The 16041-nt window shown below is 60.1% G+C and carries 13 protein-coding genes, 3 rRNA genes and 1 riboswitch (1 of these 17 cut by a window edge); of the genes, 8 read left to right on the forward strand and 8 right to left on the reverse strand.

Translation table 11 applies throughout. The annotated features are described in order from the left end of the window. Nucleotides 1-192 precede the first annotated feature (192 nt). A complete protein-coding gene (locus ACS5Q8_RS19610; RefSeq protein ID WP_465159348.1) occupies nt 193-1389 on the forward strand; it encodes an amino acid aminotransferase in 1197 nt (398 codons plus the stop codon). A 111-nt stretch (nt 1390-1500) separates the two neighbouring features. After that, nucleotides 1501-1710, forward strand: coding sequence for a hypothetical protein (locus ACS5Q8_RS19615; protein WP_276194081.1), 210 nt, complete (start codon nt 1501-1503; stop codon nt 1708-1710). Between the two features lie 107 nt (nt 1711-1817). Here the strand turns inward: ACS5Q8_RS19615 and ptrR are convergent, their stop codons facing one another. Then, a complete protein-coding gene (ptrR, locus tag ACS5Q8_RS19620; RefSeq protein WP_276194082.1) occupies nt 1818-2690 on the reverse strand; it encodes a putrescine utilization regulator PtrR in 873 nt (290 codons plus the stop codon). Nucleotides 2691-2793: 103 nt separating this feature from the next. Between ptrR and ACS5Q8_RS19625 the strand changes: the two genes are divergently transcribed. Beyond that, nucleotides 2794-4185 (forward strand): aldehyde dehydrogenase family protein, encoded by a 1392-nt coding sequence (locus ACS5Q8_RS19625; RefSeq protein ID WP_465159349.1) that lies wholly within the window; start codon nt 2794-2796, stop codon nt 4183-4185. A gap of 55 nt (nt 4186-4240) precedes the next feature. Here ACS5Q8_RS19625 and ACS5Q8_RS19630 read toward each other — a convergent pair whose 3' ends face one another. Together ACS5Q8_RS19630 and ACS5Q8_RS19635 are read right to left on the reverse strand one after the other, a co-directional pair. Beyond that, nucleotides 4241-4546: a protealysin inhibitor emfourin gene (locus ACS5Q8_RS19630; RefSeq protein ID WP_276194084.1), complete on the reverse strand. Its 306-nt coding sequence runs from the start codon at nt 4544-4546 to the stop codon at nt 4241-4243. 28 nt (nt 4547-4574) lie between these two features. Then, nucleotides 4575-5636 carry a M4 family metallopeptidase gene (locus ACS5Q8_RS19635; protein WP_426101226.1) on the reverse strand — a complete coding sequence of 354 codons (1062 nt, stop codon included), beginning with the start codon at nt 5634-5636 and terminating at the stop codon, nt 4575-4577. Nucleotides 5637-5770: 134 nt separating this feature from the next. On the opposite strand from ACS5Q8_RS19635, the gene ACS5Q8_RS19640 reads away from it, so the two are divergent. From ACS5Q8_RS19640 to ACS5Q8_RS19655, 4 genes are all read left to right on the forward strand, one after another. Then, nucleotides 5771-6700: a DNA/RNA non-specific endonuclease gene (locus ACS5Q8_RS19640; RefSeq protein ID WP_426101224.1), complete on the forward strand. Its 930-nt coding sequence runs from the start codon at nt 5771-5773 to the stop codon at nt 6698-6700. A 35-nt stretch (nt 6701-6735) separates the two neighbouring features. After that, a riboswitch (cobalamin riboswitch) is annotated at nt 6736-6930 on the forward strand. A gap of 114 nt (nt 6931-7044) precedes the next feature. Then, nucleotides 7045-8055, forward strand: coding sequence for an ABC transporter substrate-binding protein (locus tag ACS5Q8_RS19645; protein WP_276194087.1), 1011 nt, complete (start codon nt 7045-7047; stop codon nt 8053-8055). Nucleotides 8056-8063: 8 nt separating this feature from the next. Then, a complete protein-coding gene (locus ACS5Q8_RS19650) occupies nt 8064-9068 on the forward strand; it encodes a FecCD family ABC transporter permease (protein ID WP_276197970.1) in 1005 nt (334 codons plus the stop codon). Then, nucleotides 9065-9832 (forward strand): ABC transporter ATP-binding protein, encoded by a 768-nt coding sequence (locus tag ACS5Q8_RS19655; RefSeq protein WP_276194088.1) that lies wholly within the window; start codon nt 9065-9067, stop codon nt 9830-9832. Before ACS5Q8_RS19650 ends, ACS5Q8_RS19655 begins: the two co-directional genes overlap by 4 nt. Nucleotides 9833-9925: 93 nt before the next feature. Here ACS5Q8_RS19655 and ACS5Q8_RS19660 read toward each other — a convergent pair whose 3' ends face one another. After that, a complete protein-coding gene (locus ACS5Q8_RS19660; protein WP_443697467.1) occupies nt 9926-10486 on the reverse strand; it encodes a nucleotidyltransferase family protein in 561 nt (186 codons plus the stop codon). Nucleotides 10487-10639: 153 nt separating this feature from the next. Between ACS5Q8_RS19660 and chrA the strand changes: the two genes are divergently transcribed. After that, nucleotides 10640-11848 (forward strand): chromate efflux transporter, encoded by a 1209-nt coding sequence (gene chrA, locus ACS5Q8_RS19665; RefSeq protein ID WP_276194090.1) that lies wholly within the window; start codon nt 10640-10642, stop codon nt 11846-11848. A gap of 54 nt (nt 11849-11902) precedes the next feature. Here chrA and ACS5Q8_RS19670 read toward each other — a convergent pair whose 3' ends face one another. The 4 genes from ACS5Q8_RS19670 to ACS5Q8_RS19685 all read right to left on the reverse strand — a co-directional run. Next, the gene (locus ACS5Q8_RS19670) at nt 11903-12136 is read right to left on the reverse strand and encodes a hypothetical protein (RefSeq protein WP_017847731.1); all 234 of its coding nucleotides are present in this window, start codon (nt 12134-12136) and stop codon (nt 11903-11905) included. Nucleotides 12137-12376: 240 nt separating this feature from the next. Further along, nucleotides 12377-12492: ribosomal RNA gene (gene rrf / locus ACS5Q8_RS19675) — 5S ribosomal RNA — on the reverse strand. Between the two features lie 157 nt (nt 12493-12649). Beyond that, nucleotides 12650-15540 (reverse strand): 23S ribosomal RNA (locus ACS5Q8_RS19680). A 280-nt stretch (nt 15541-15820) separates the two neighbouring features. Then, nucleotides 15821-16041: ribosomal RNA gene (locus ACS5Q8_RS19685) — 16S ribosomal RNA — on the reverse strand; it runs 1316 nt beyond the window's last position. Together the 16S, 23S and 5S rRNA genes form the textbook arrangement of a ribosomal RNA operon.

The raw sequence follows: 16041 nt of genomic DNA on the forward strand, positions 1-16041 counted from the left end.
TGCCGTCTACGCTCAAGGCTGGATCAAGACTAACGGTCGGCAAATAAACCGAAAAAGTTGGCCGAAAAGCCGTTTCGGTTGTCGCCCTTGACCGTGATGGCCTCTATACTAGCTCCCCGTTTGTGCACCGCTCTAGTGCATTCGGCTGGAGCGCGACACGTCCCTCCTTTCCCCCAAAGAGCTGCCGCAAAAATGAGCCTGTTCTCCGCTGTCGAAATGGCACCACGCGATCCAATCCTGGGCCTCAACGAAGCATTCAACGCCGATACACGAACCACCAAGGTCAACCTTGGCGTGGGCGTTTACTGCAACGAAGAGGGGAAGATTCCGCTCTTGCGTGCCGTTGCCGAAGCGGAAGCCATTCGCGTGGCGCAACACGCCGCCCGGGGCTACCTGCCGATCGACGGCATCGTGGCCTACGACCAGGCCGTGCAAAAGCTGCTGTTCGGCGCTGACTCGCCCCTGCTGAGCGCAGGCCGCGTGATCACCGCACAAGCGGTCGGCGGCACCGGCGCACTGAAGATCGGCGCTGACTTCCTCAAGCAACTGCTGCCCAATGCCGTGGTTGCCATCAGCGACCCGAGCTGGGAAAACCACCAGGCGCTGTTCGAAAAAGCCGGCTTCCCGGTGCAGACCTACCGCTACTACGACGCCGCCACCCACGACGTGAACCGTGCCGGTCTGCTCGACGACCTCAACGCCCTGCCGCCACAGTCCATCGTGGTATTGCACGCCTGCTGCCACAACCCGACCGGCGTCGACCTGAGCCCTGCCGACTGGCAACAAGTGCTGGACGTGGTCAAGGCGAAAAACCTGGTGCCGTTCCTCGACATGGCCTACCAGGGTTTTGGCGATGGCATTCACGAAGACGCTGCGGCGGTGCGCCTGTTCGCGGAATCGGGCCTGACGTTCTTTGTATCGAGCTCGTTCTCCAAGTCGTTCTCCCTGTACGGCGAACGCGTCGGCGCGCTGTCGATCGTCAGCGAATCCAAGGAAGAAAGTGCGCGCATCCTGTCCCAGGTCAAGCGTGTGATCCGCACCAACTACTCGAACCCGCCGACCCACGGCGCGGCGATCGTGGCTGCGGTGCTGAACAACCCAGAGCTGCGCGCCAAGTGGGAAGCCGAGCTGGCCGAAATGCGCCTGCGCATCCGTGGCATGCGCGAGCAGATGGTCGCCGAACTGGCCAAGGCTGCGCCGGGCCACGACTTCAGCTTTGTCGGTCGCCAGCGTGGGATGTTCTCCTACTCCGGCCTGACCGTTGAGCAAGTCACCCGCCTGCGCACCGAGTTTGGGATCTATGCGCTGGATACCGGGCGTATCTGTGTGGCGGCGTTGAACCAGGCGAACATCGGTGCGGTAACAAAGGCGATTGTTCAGGTTCTATAACCCTGGCGGCGCTGTACGAAGGGAAGCTACGGCTTCCCTTTTTAATGCCTGTCAGAAAACGCCCTGCTCCCCTAGACTGACCCCCGACTGCCCCTTTGCTATGAGACCCCTATGAGAAACGACGACCTGGACCTGCATGCCGACCGCGATGAACTGGACCACTTCACCCCGCGTGCGCCTCAAGCCAAGCGCCAGAAAAGCCTGGTACTGCAAGTAGCCCTCGGCGTATTCCTCGGTGGCCTGGCCCTGTGGCTGGTGCAATTGGGTGCGACAGCCATCATGGCCAAATTGGCGATGGGTACCCTGCAATTCGGCGGCTGATGAAGATCGAAAGGAGGGAGGGGGCTTGCCTGCGAAGGCGGTGTATCAGTGATGGGTGTATTGGCTGACCCACCGCTTTCGGGGGCAAGCCCCCTCCCACATTGGTTTTATGGGGTTTCCAGGGCGCGTTCCTCCAGCAACCGCACAAAACTGTTAAGGCTCTGCGACACCGTGCCCCGGCGCCAGATCAGCCAGGTGTGCAACAGGCGGAAACTGTCCGTCAGCGGCCACACACTCACCGTGGTAAACCCCGGCATGCTTTCCAGCATGCTGCGCGGCATCAGCGCCAGGCCGGCCCCAGCGCTGACGCAGGCAAGCATGCCGTGGTAAGACTCCATCTCAAAAATCCGCCCCGGCACCGCGCCGTCCTGTGAGAACCAGCGCTCGAAGTGGTGCCGGTACGAACAGTTGGAGCGAAAGGTATAGATGCTTTCCCCGTTCACATCCTGCCCGCGGGTGATCGGCGCGTGGTGCAACGGTGCAATCACCACCATCTCCTCCTCGAACACCGCCACGCCCTCCAGGGTGGCATGCAACACCGGCCCATCGACAAACGCTGCCGCCAGGCGCCCTGACAGCACGCCTTCGATCATCGTGCCGGATGGCCCGGTACTCAGGTCCAACTCGACCTTGGTGTGCTTCTGGTTATACGCCGCCAGTAACGCAGGAATGCGCACCGCTGCGGTGCTTTCCAGCGAACCCAGGGCAAACGCGCCCTGGGGCTCCTCCCCCGCCACCGTCGCGCGGGCTTCCTGCACCAAGTCGAGAATGCGCCGCGCATAGCCGAGGAAGTTCCACCCGGCCGGCGACAAGCGCAGGCGGCTCTTCTCGCGGATAAACAGCTCCACGCCGAGATCCTGCTCCAGTTGCTTGATGCGCGTGGTCAGGTTGGACGGCACCCGATGAATCAACTGCGCGGCGGCGCTGATGCTGCCTTGCTCGGCAACGGCCTTGAAGATTTCCAGCTGCACCAGGTCCAAATCATTCTCCAATCGTGAACATATTGCTTAATATTATTCACTTTCCAGAAAAGACATAGCCCCTTACGCTGATTCCAATCCAAACTTTCAGCAGGACGGTGCCATGCACACTATCACTCACCAGACCCACGCCCTCTCGATCAACCCTGCCACCGGCGAAACGCTCGGCAGTTACCCGTATGAAAGCGAGGCCCAACTGGACGCCGCCCTCGACCGTGCCACCGCTGCCTTCCGCACCTGGCGCCGTCAGCCGGTCAGCCAGCGCGCAGAGCGTTTGCTGGCACTGGCCGGAGCCCTGCGTGATCAAGCCGAGGAGATGGCGCAGATGATCACCCTGGAAATGGGCAAACCCATCGCTCAGGCCCGCGCCGAAATCGAGAAATGCGCGCAACTCAGCGAGTGGTACGCCGCCCACGGCCCCGCCATGCTCGCCCCGGAACCGACGCTGGTGGACAACGGCACCGCGCATATCGAATACCGCCCGCTGGGGCCAATCCTCGCCGTGATGCCATGGAACTTCCCGGTGTGGCAAGTCCTGCGCGGCGCCGTGCCGACGCTGCTCGCCGGCAACACCTACGTACTCAAACACGCGCCGAACGTGATGGGCAGCGCCTACCTGATGAAAGCGGCGTTCCACAAAGCCGGCTTTGCGCAAGGCCTGTTCGAAGTGCTCAACGTGACCCAGGACGGTGTGTCCAAAGCCATCGCCGACCCACGCATCGCCGCCGTCACTCTCACCGGCAGCGTGCGCGCCGGCATGGCTATCGGCTCCCAGGCCGGTGCCGCGCTGAAGAAATGCGTGCTCGAACTGGGCGGCTGCGACCCGTTCATCGTGCTCAACGACGCCGACCTCGACGCCGCCGTCCAGGCTGCCGTGATCGGCCGTTTCCAGAACAGCGGTCAAGTCTGCGCTGCCGCCAAGCGTCTGATCATCGAAGCCGGCGTGGTGGACGCGTTCACCGCCAAGTTCGTCGAAGCCTGCCGCCAACTGGTGATGGGCGACCCGACCTCGACCAGCACCTACCTCGGCCCGATGGCCCGCTTCGACCTGCGCGACGAACTGCACGGCCAGGTCCAGGCCACCCTGGCAGAAGGCGCGACCCTGCTGCTGGGCGGTAACAAAGTGCCCGGCGCCGGCAACTACTACGCGCCGACCGTACTGGCCGATGTCACCGACCAGATGACCTCGTTCAAACAGGAGCTGTTCGGCCCCGTCGCCTCCATCATCAGCGCCCGCGACGCTGACCACGCCGTGGCCCTGGCCAACGACAGCGAGTTTGGCCTGACCGCGAGCATCTTCACCCGCGATTCGGCGAAAGCGCGCGATATCGCCAACCAACTCGAAACCGGCGGGATCTTCGTCAACGCCTTCAGCGTGTCCGACCCTCGGGTGGCGTTTGGCGGCGTGAAGAAAAGCGGCTTTGGGCGCGAGTTGTCGCACTTTGGCGTGCGGGAATTCTGCAATGCGCAGACGGTATGGCTGGATCGTAAGTAAGCCAAAGCAACCCCTGTGGCAAGGGAGTGTGACCCCACTGGGCTGCGCAACAGGCTCAACAGCGAATATGCCGCCGCAGGCACTGCACCAGCCCGTCCAGCGCCTGTGACTTCACCGGTGCGAGCACACAGACTGTGTGCTCGCGCTCACCTTCCGTCACGGTCAAGGTGTAATGCACCTGGCCTGGATTACCGGGTTCCGGCGCGGTGCTTTGCGGTAACTGAAAGAAGTGCGAAGCCTCGATCAGTTGCCGCAACTCTTGCTGGTCCGGCTCGGGCAGCTTCTCCAGTTCCACGGTGTTCGGTCGGGCCAGGCCCGGAAAAAACGCCGGACCACCGATTTCCTTGATCGAAATTTGCATGGCTGCTCCTCACCGCCCAGGCGGGTTGTCAGACGTTAATGCCCACGGCTTTCCAGCCTTCCTTCACCGCCTTCTGCTCAGCCTTGTCAGCACCGTACAGCCGGCCGGCGATGTCGTAGGTGATGCGCGCGAAACGCAGAAACCCCGCGTTCGGCCGCAACCGCGAGTCGCGCAGCGCGTCATACCAGATACGCCCGGCGCGCTCCCAGGCAAACCCGCCGATCTTCGTGGCCACCTGATAGAACGCATGGTTGGGAATGCCGGAATTGATATGCACCCCGCCGTTGTCCTCATAGGTCTGCACGAAATCGTCCATATGCCAAGGCTGAGGGTCCTTGCCCAGCAGCTTGTCATCAAACGCGGTGCCTGGCGCTTTCATCGAGCGCAAAGCAGTGCCTTTGATTTGCTTGGTAAACAACCCTTTGCCGATCAACCAATCCGCATCTTGCGCCTTTTGCTGCAGCGCGTACTGCTTGATGAGTGAACCGAACACGTCAGACAGCGACTCGTTCAACGCACCGGATTGATTGAAATACATCAACTTGGCCTCATCCTCGGTCACACCGTGGGCCAACTCATGGCCAATGACATCAAGGGCGATCGTGAACCGGTTGAATAGCTGCTGATCGCCATCACCAAACACCATCTGGCTCGAATTCCAGAACGCATTGTTGTAGCTCTGGCCAAAATGAACCGTCGCGTCCAGTGCCATACCGGCGTCGTCAATGGAATTGCGGTCGAAGACCTGATCAAAAAAATCGAACGTGGCGCCCAACCCGTCATAGGCCTCGTCCACCGCGACATCACCACTGGCAGGTTGCCCTTCGCCACGGATCAGCTTGCCCGGCAGGCTATCGGCGCCCTCGGCGCTGTAGATCGAACGCCGTTTGTCGGCGCCCATAGCCAGGGCCATATGGGCGGCCCCTTTGGAGGGCACGGCAACCATGCGCAACGAACGGAACGTGCTGTCTTTGGCGCGTGTCCGTAACGCGACGTCGCGTTGCGCTTTATCGCCATTGCGGGCGATCTGGTCGAGCATGTACGGCGGGATCAGGCAGAAAATCGGATTGCGATGCTGGCGAACACACATTGGCTGGCTCCATTTTGGCGGGTGGTGAACGTCCGGGTAACCGTTCAAGGATAGTCATGCTGCGACGGCTTGGCCCAAATTGTCATGAAGCTATGCTGCAGTAGCGTTTATCCAAGGACTGCGAGGAACTTACGATGCCCCCACGCACCGCCAAAATCGACCTTTCGCGCCGCCCCCGGCTCGCCGATCTGCGCCCGTTGATCGCGGCCAGCCCCAGCCTCATGGAGGCCAGGGCGGCGACTGTGCGCGTCACCGCGGCCAAGGACCTGCAGGACCGGGGCGGCTACGCTGAAGCGTTTCTCGACCGCTTCGTGGTGCCATGGCCCACGGTGGATGAGGCCCTGGCGGCTGACGTACAACCGCTGCGCCTGGACTACACGCATTTCTCAGTGACCATGTCCCGCTCGAGGCGACTGGCGCTCTACGTGGGCGCCAATATCGATGGCGGACAGCATGTGGATATCATCCGCAGCAACGACGCCTGGGCCTACGACGGTCGCCTGCCCATCAGCGCACAGGTGGGCGACGCGCTCTACACCAACAATGGCCTGGACCGCGGTCACCTGGTACGCCGACAAGACCCCAACTGGGGCGACGCCGCCAACACGGCCAATGCCGACACCTTCCACTTCACCAACTGCTCACCGCAGATGAGCGGGTTCAACCAGAAGACCTGGCTGGAGCTCGAGGACTACATTCTCGATAACACTCAACGCTGGAAAGCCCGGGCCACGGTGTTTACCGGCCCGGTGCTGGCTGACGACGACCGTGTTTACCGGGGCGTTAAAATCCCCAAGGCATTCTGGAAAGTGGTCGCCTACCTCAGCGACGACGGCGAGCCCTCCGCCAGCGCCTACATGATCGACCAAAGCCGTGAACTGGGTCAGCTCGACCTCATGTTCGGCCAGCTCAGAACCTACCAACGCAGCGTGATTCAGATAGAGCGATTGACCGGTATTCGCTTCGGCAACCTGGCCGACTACGACGGTTTCAGCAACGAAGAGCGCGCCACGGGGACGCGAATTGAAGCGCTGATCCAGGGCCCTGAAGATATTCGTCTCTGACCGGGCGACCTAAGGCTATATCGCCTCGCCGTGATCGACTACCATACCGCGCCGGTTCCCAAACGGGACTAATAGGGAATCCGAAGCGCGGTACATCGCGCCAATCGGAACTGCCCCCGCAACTGTAGATGCCGAGCCTGCTCCCCCACTGCCACTGGACCACGTCCGGGAAGGCCGGAGCGTGGCGACGACGCATCAGTCAGGAGACCTGCCGGCCCAGCAAAATCACTAACCGGCGGGGTGTCCGGGAAGGACATCCTTGCCTGCCTCAACCGCAGCGGTCGAGGGCGTATTTCCGAACCGTACATCCCCAGCTCCAGGTACGGCTTCAAGGAGATTGCCCCATGCTGCCACGCGTTATCGCCCTGCTCACCGGGCTGGGCTTGTGTGCCCTGGCCCAAGCCAACCCCACTCAGTACCCGCTGACGGTGGAGAACTGCGGCAGCACCCTGACCTTCGCGCAAGCGCCCGCCCGCAGCGTGACCATCGGCCAGGCTGCCACCGAAATGCTCTATGCCCTCGGCGTGGGCGATAAAGTAGTCGGCACGTCGCTGTGGTTCAACAACGTGTTGCCGCCATTCAAGGCGCTGAACGACAACATCGAACGCCTGGCCAATAACGAACCGAGTTTCGAGTCGGTGATCGCCAAACGCCCGCAACTGGTGGCGGCCGAGCTGGAATGGGTGGTCGGCCCGCAAGGCGTGGTGGGCACCCGCGAGCAGTTTCATGAGTTGAAGATCGCCACCTACCTGTTGCCCTCCGACTGCGAAGGCAAGGACAACCGGGTGGGCGCCGACGGCACGCGGCTGGAGCCATTCCGTGTCGACACGATCTACAAGAGCATCCGCCAACTGGCCGAGATTTTCGACGTACAAGATCGCGGCCGGCAACTCAACGATGAACTCAAGACACGCCTGGCCAAGTCCGTCGCCACGGTGCACAGCAAGGGGCTCAAGCAGGCCAGCGCGTTGGTGTGGTTCTCCAGCGCCGAGATGGCCAGCGATCCCTACGTGGCCGGCCACAAGGGCGTCCCTGAGTTCATGCTGCAAACCCTCGGCCTGCGCAACGTGGTGCAGTCCGATGAGGAATGGCCCGCCGTCGGCTGGGAAACCATCGCCAAGGCCAACCCCACCGTGCTGGTGATCGCGCGTATGGACCGCCGCCGCTACCCGGCTGACGATCATGAACAGAAGCTGGCCTTCCTGCGCAGCGACCCGGTGACGCGCAACATGGACGCGGTTAAACACAACCGCATCATCATCCTCGACGCCATGGCCCTGCAGGCCAGCGTGCGCACCTTCGAGGGCCTTGAACAACTGGCCACGGCCATCGACGGCTACGACCTGCCGAAATGAGCGCCAGCCTGATACGAACCGTGCTTGCCCTGGCGTTGCTGCTGATCGCCGTGCTCGCCGGCGTGGCCATCGGCGAAACCGCCATCACGCCACACGTGGTGCTCCAAGTGCTGGCCAACAAGCTGTGGGCGGCCGGCTACGTGCTGGACCCGATCGATGAAGGCGTGGTGTGGAACTACCGCCTGACCCGCACCCTGGTCGCCGCTGCGTGCGGGGCGGGGCTGGCCACCTGCGGGGTGATTTTGCAGTCGTTGTTGCGCAACCCCTTGGCCGATCCTTACCTGCTGGGCATCAGCGCCGGTGCTTCGACCGGCGCAGTCCTGGTGGTGCTGATGGGCGTCGGCGGTGGTTTGATTTCGCTATCCGTCGGCGCATTTGCCGGGGCGATGGCGGCGTTTGCGCTGGTGATATTGCTCGCACGGGCCAGCGGTTCGTCCAGCGGCACCGGGCAGATCATCCTCGCGGGCATCGCTGGCTCGCAACTGTTCAACGCGCTGACTGCGTTCCTGATCACCAAGTCGGCCAGCTCCGAACAGGCGCGCGGCATTTTGTTCTGGCTGCTGGGCAACCTCAGCGGTGTGCGTTGGCCGTCGGTGTGGCTGGCGGTGCCGGTGGCGGTCGCCGGGTTGGCGGTGTGCCTGTGGCATCGCCGTGCGCTGGATGCGTTCACCTTCGGCAGCGACTCGGCGGCCTCCCTCGGCATCCCGGTGCGCCGCGTGCAGTTTGTGCTGGTGGGCTGCGCCGCATTGGTCACGGCGGTGATGGTGTCGATTGTCGGCTCTATCGGGTTTGTCGGGCTGGTGATCCCCCATGCAGTGCGTCTGCTGCTCGGCACCGGGCACTCACGCCTGCTGCCGGCCAGCGCGTTGGGCGGCGCGCTATTTCTGATCGCGGCGGATGTGCTGTCGCGCACCTTGATCAAGGGCCAGGTGATTCCGGTCGGCGTGGTCACGGCACTGGTCGGCGCGCCGGTGTTTGCGCTGATTCTGATCGGCCGGAGAAACGCTCGATGAGTGCGCCAGTGTTGAGCTGCACCGGGTTGGGCTTCAAGGTGCGCGACGCCGAGTTGCTGCGGGATATCCACCTGGAGGTGGCGTCAGGCGAAACCCTCGGGATTGTCGGACCGAACGGCTCCGGTAAATCCACCTTGCTCAAACTGTTGGCCGGTTTGCGTACTCCTGCCCATGGCGAAGTGCGCCTCGGTGGCGAGCGTCTGAGCGAACTGTCCCGCCGCACCATCGCACAACGTCTGGCCGTGGTGGAACAACAGGCCGACACCGACGATGCCATTCGCGTGTTCGACGCTGTCGCCTTGGGCCGCACACCGTGGCTGTCTGCGCTGAGCCCGTGGTCCGAGGCAGACGAGCGCATCGTGCGCCAGGCACTGCACGACGTGGACGCCACCCACTTGAGCAACCGCGCCTGGCGCAGCCTCTCCGGCGGTGAACGCCAACGCGTACACATCGCCCGCGCCCTGGCGCAACGGCCGCAGATTCTGTTGTTGGATGAACCGACCAATCACCTGGATATCCAGCATCAACTGGCGATTTTGAAGGGGGTGCAGGCGTTGCCCGTCACGACCTTGATCGCCTTGCACGACCTCAACCAGGCGCTGACCTGTGATCGCCTGGCCGTGCTGGAGCGCGGGCGCTTGGTGGCGCTGGGCAAGCCACTGGAAGTGCTGACACCGCAGCGGCTGCAGGACACGTTCGGGGTGCAGGCGCACTATCTGACGGACCCGTTCGATGGGGCGCAGATTCTGCGGTTGCGCTGTTAAAAACAACGCCGTTCAAATGTCGGCGCTGTCGAGCCCGGCGAGGCGGCGAAGGGATCACCGCGCATCACCTGCCGAACCAGCGCGCTCGCATCGCTAACTCTCGACAATCCTGAGCCAAGGCCACCGCGCCTGATAGCTGCGCGCCTTGTGCTCAAACAACCCCGGCTGCGGATTGATGGGGTTGATCCTGAGAAAGCCCTGCTCCATATCAGTCAAACCAAACGGCGCATACACCTCACCCGTCGCCACATCCAGCCCGATGCACGTCCCGGCCACCAGGTAACGATCAATCCCGTCGCGAGCCGAGCGCAACTGCGGATACGGTCGGCCAAACCGCTGGCCATACCACAGGTGAACGCGCGCCTGATTCTTTACCTCAATTTCAACGTCCAAATCCTCGAACAGCCGCTGCGCTGCGCGAATGACCGCGTCTTCAGCCTCCCAGGAAAGGTCCGAATCGAAGTAAAAAACGTCGTAGTCCTTCACCCCCTGATCAGCAGGCAGATTCGACTGATGATTCCAAACGGCCTGGAACAGACAGCCCGCCGTCAGCATGCACTGGCTCAAACCAAGAGCGGGCAGGCGCGCGGTGATCTCGGCGTTGATGGGGTTGGCCATGGCCAGCTTGAGAAAGGTTTCGACGGTCAATGTCATGTTCAATCCTTTGTAATGGTCGCCGGTCCTGGGCAGCCAACAGTACAACAACGCGGGTTACGCTTTCACGTAACGACCCCTTCTTCACGTCATCAAAATTCGCTAAGGTGCCTCGACACGCCGCCCCCTATTCCCCTCACCGAGACACCCACCTTGGCCCACTCCCCCACGGATCACCCCGCCAGCGCCTGGTCGGTGTTTCTGATTTTTCTGCGCCTGGGGCTCACCTCCTTCGGCGGCCCCATCGCGCACCTGGGTTACTTTCGCGACGAATTTGTCACTCGGCGCCGCTGGCTGAGCGAGCGCAGCTATGGGGATTTGGTCGCACTGTGCCAATTCCTGCCCGGCCCGGCCAGCAGCCAGGTGGGCATCGCGCTGGGCCTGTCGCGGGCCGGCTACGGTGGGGCGCTAGCGGCGTGGTTGGGGTTTACGCTGCCGTCCGCCATTGTGCTGATCCTGTTCGCCTTGGGCATTGCCCAACACAGCACAGTCCTTCCTACCGGCGCGCTGCATGGCCTTAAGGTAGTGGCCGTCGCCGTGGTCGCCCAAGCGGTATGGGGTATGGCGCGCAACCTGTGTACCGACGCAGCGCGCATCACCTTGATGCTGCTCGCCGCCTGCGCGGCCCTGCTGCAAACCTCGGCGTGGGGCCAGGTGGCAGTGATCGGCGCGGCGGCGGTGGCTGGCCTGCTGCTGTTCAAGCCCACGCCGCCCGCTGCGCACGATACGTTGCCCGTGACGCTCAGCCGCCGTGCCGGGGCGATGTGGTTATCGCTGTTTGTGCTGGTGCTGGCCGGCCTGCCGGTCCTGGCCCAATTGATCCCCAACCAGAGCCTGGCGCTGACCGACGCCTTCTACCGCAGCGGCTCGCTGGTATTCGGCGGCGGCCACGTGGTGCTGCCGCTGCTGCAGGCCGAAGTCGTACCCACCGGGTGGGTGAGCAACGACGTATTCCTCGCTGGCTACGGCGCCGCCCAAGCCATGCCCGGCCCGCTGTTCACTTTCGCCGCCTTCCTCGGCGCCTCGATGACCCAGCCCCCGAACGGCTGGCTCGGCGGCACGCTCTGCCTGCTGGCGATCTTCGCCCCGTCGTTTTTGCTGGTGATGGGCGCGCTGCCCTTCTGGGAAAGCCTGCGGCACAGCCCGCGCACCCAGGCCGCCCTCGCGGGCGTGAACGCCGCAGTAGTTGGCCTGTTGCTGGCGGCGCTGTACCAGCCGGTGTGGACCAGTGCGATCTTTAGCGCACGGGATTTCGGCCTGGCCCTGATCGGCCTGGTGGCGCTGATGGTATGGAAGCTGCCACCGTGGCTGGTGGTTGCCGGAAGCGGCGCGGCGGGATGGTTATTAAGTCTTACGCTGTAACGCGTCCACCGTGCCTTGCTGCTCGACCTGTCCGAAGACCTCGGCGACTGACGATTAGCCTTTCAACTCACTCGCGCGATTGCTCGCCGCGTCGTCGTAAGCCACATACAACGACTCGGCGATTTGACTTTTGATGGCCTTGGTGGACTCGAGCCCCAAGACAAAACCTTCAGCTTTGCCGCCGGCGCGGTTGAGTTCTTCGTGGGTCGAGGCGCCGGTGATGGCGTCGAGAAGCTTGGAGGCGTGAGGGCCTACACCTTTGGGAAGGGAAATTTGGTCGATGGTCATTGCTGTACCTTTATGAAAAATGGACGGTAGCGCGTGGACCACTCCCGGGCTGGCATGGTAGACCTGTTTGGAAAGAAAGGGGCTGCTTTCGGCCCAAAACCGGGCATCAAGTGTCGACAGATTTAAGGACGATTCAGGCTGGCGCCAACCTAGCGGGAACTCCGTACCAGTCTGAGAATATTTTCCCGCAGACAAACAAAACCCCTGTCTGCGTAAGCAAACAGGGGTTCTGGAATTTAATCTTGACGATGACCTACTCTCACATGGGGAAACCCCACACTACCATCGGCGATGCATCGTTTCACTGCTGAGTTCGGGATGGGATCAGGTGGTTCCAATGCTCTATGGTCGTCAAGAAATTCGGGTACTGAGTCGTGGCCAGCTGGCCTCGCTTCAGCAAATTGGGTATGTGATAGCTTTCGGTGTTTTGTGAGATTCGAACTTTCGGTTCGTTTCGTCTTCACACACCGCAATCTGATGCTCTTTCGAGTAGTCAAATTGCTTGGGTGTTATATGGTCAAGCCTCACGGGCAATTAGTATTGGTTAGCTCAACGCCTCACAGCGCTTACACACCCAACCTATCAACGTCGTAGTCTTCGACGGCCCTTCAGGGGACTCAAGGTCCCAGTGAGATCTCATCTTGAGGCTAGTTTCCCGCTTAGATGCTTTCAGCGGTTATCTATTCCGAACATAGCTACCCGGCAATGCCACTGGCGTGACAACCGGAACACCAGAGGTTCGTCCACTCCGGTCCTCTCGTACTAGGAGCAGCCCCTCTCAAATCTCAAACGTCCACGGCAGATAGGGACCGAACTGTCTCACGACGTTCTAAACCCAGCTCGCGTACCACTTTAAATGGCGAACAGCCATACCCTTGGGACCGGCTTCAGCCCCAGGATGTGATGAGCCGACATCGAGGTGCCAAACACCGCCGTCGATATGAACTCTTGGGCGGTATCAGCCTGTTATCCCCGGAGTACCTTTTATCCGTTGAGCGATGGCCCTTCCATACAGAACCACCGGATCACTAAGACCTACTTTCGTACCTGCTCGACGTGTCTGTCTCGCAGTCAAGCGCGCTTTTGCCTTTATACTCTACGACCGATTTCCGACCGGTCTGAGCGCACCTTCGTACTCCTCCGTTACTCTTTAGGAGGAGACCGCCCCAGTCAAACTACCCACCATACACTGTCCTCGATCCGGATAACGGACCTGAGTTAGAACCTCAAAGTTGCCAGGGTGGTATTTCAAGGTTGGCTCCACGCGAACTAGCGTCCACGCTTCAAAGCCTCCCACCTATCCTACACAAGCAAATTCAAAGTCCAGTGCAAAGCTATAGTAAAGGTTCACGGGGTCTTTCCGTCTAGCCGCGGATACACTGCATCTTCACAGCGATTTCAATTTCACTGAGTCTCGGGTGGAGACAGCGCCGCCATCGTTACGCCATTCGTGCAGGTCGGAACTTACCCGACAAGGAATTTCGCTACCTTAGGACCGTTATAGTTACGGCCGCCGTTTACCGGGGCTTCGATCAAGAGCTTCGCGTTAGCTAACCCCATCAATTAACCTTCCGGCACCGGGCAGGCGTCACACCCTATACGTCCACTTTCGTGTTTGCAGAGTGCTGTGTTTTTAATAAACAGTCGCAGCGGCCTGGTATCTTCGACCGGCATGAGCTTACGGAGCAAGTCCTTCACCCTCACCGGCGCACCTTCTCCCGAAGTTACGGTGCCATTTTGCCTAGTTCCTTCACCCGAGTTCTCTCAAGCGCCTTGGTATTCTCTACCCAACCACCTGTGTCGGTTTGGGGTACGGTTCCTGGTTACCTGAAGCTTAGAAGCTTTTCTTGGAAGCATGGCATCAACCACTTCGTTAACTAAAAGTTAACTCGTCATCAGCTCTCGGCCTTAGAATCCCGGATTTACCTAAGATTCCAGCCTACCACCTTAAACTTGGACAACCAACGCCAAGCTGGCCTAGCCTTCTCCGTCCCTCCATCGCAATAACCAGAAGTACAGGAATATTAACCTGTTTTCCATCGACTACGCTTTTCAGCCTCGCCTTAGGGACCGACTAACCCTGCGTCGATTAACGTTGCGCAGGAAACCTTGGTCTTTCGGCGTGGGTGTTTTTCACACCCATTATCGTTACTCATGTCAGCATTCGCACTTCTGATACCTCCAGCAAGCTTCTCAACTCACCTTCACAGGCTTACAGAACGCTCCTCTACCGCATCACCTAAGTGATACCCGTAGCTTCGGTGTATGGTTTGAGCCCCGTTACATCTTCCGCGCAGGCCGACTCGACTAGTGAGCTATTACGCTTTCTTTAAAGGGTGGCTGCTTCTAAGCCAACCTCCTAGCTGTCTAAGCCTTCCCACATCGTTTCCCACTTAACCATAACTTTGGGACCTTAGCTGACGGTCTGGGTTGTTTCCCTTTTCACGACGGACGTTAGCACCCGCCGTGTGTCTCCCATGCTCGGCACTTGTAGGTATTCGGAGTTTGCATCGGTTTGGTAAGTCGGGATGACCCCCTAGCCGAAACAGTGCTCTACCCCCTACAGTGATACATGAGGCGCTACCTAAATAGCTTTCGAGGAGAACCAGCTATCTCCGAGCTTGATTAGCCTTTCACTCCGATCCACAGGTCATCCGCTAACTTTTCAACGGTAGTCGGTTCGGTCCTCCAGTTAGTGTTACCCAACCTTCAACCTGCCCATGGATAGATCGCCCGGTTTCGGGTCTATTCCCAGCGACTAGACGCCCTATTAAGACTCGCTTTCGCTACGCCTCCCCTATTCGGTTAAGCTCGCCACTGAAAATAAGTCGCTGACCCATTATACAAAAGGTACGCAGTCACCTAACAAGTAGGCTCCCACTGCTTGTACGCATACGGTTTCAGGATCTATTTCACTCCCCTCTCCGGGGTTCTTTTCGCCTTTCCCTCACGGTACTAGTTCACTATCGGTCAGTCAGTAGTATTTAGCCTTGGAGGATGGTCCCCCCATATTCAGACAAAGTTTCTCGTGCTCCGTCCTACTCGATTTCATGACTAAGAGATTTTCGCGTACAGGGCTATCACCCACTATGGCCGTACTTTCCAGAACGTTCCGCTAATCTCAAAGCCACTTAAGGGCTAGTCCCCGTTCGCTCGCCACTACTAAGGGAATCTCGGTTGATTTCTTTTCCTCAGGGTACTTAGATGTTTCAGTTCCCCTGGTTCGCCCCTTACACCTATGTATTCAGTGTAAGGTAACCATCTTATGATGGCTGGGTTCCCCCATTCAGACATCTCCGGATCAAAGTCTGTTTGCCGACTCCCCGAAGCTTTTCGCAGGCTACCACGTCTTTCATCGCCTCTGACTGCCAAGGCATCCACCGTATGCGCTTCTTCACTTGACCATATAACCCCAAGCAATCTGGTTATACTGTGAAGACGACATTCGCCGAAAATTCGATAATACTCAATTAAGAGCAACTCACAAATTTTACCTTAGCCTGATCCGCTACCAGTGAAAGTAACGTTCAGTCTATCTTTCTATCACATACCCAAATTTTTAAAGAACGGTTCTGAAAAAGATCAGAGCTAATTATTCGATTCGAATAGTTAGCTCTGCACTTTGACAAACGCATGAATCAAGCAATTCGTGTGGGAACTTATGGAGCAGCTGATGTCGTCGATTAAGGAGGTGATCCAGCCGCAGGTTCCCCTACGGCTACCTTGTTACGACTTCACCCCAGTCATGAATCACACCGTGGTAACCGTCCTCCCGAAGGTTAGACTAGCTACTTCTGGTGCAACCCACTCCCATGGTGTGACGGGCGGTGTGTACAAGGCCCGGGAACGTATTCACCGCGACATTCTGATTCGCGATTACTAGCGATTCCGACTTCACGCAGTCG

It is taken from the genome of Pseudomonas sp. PAMC25584, from assembly GCF_058135675.1.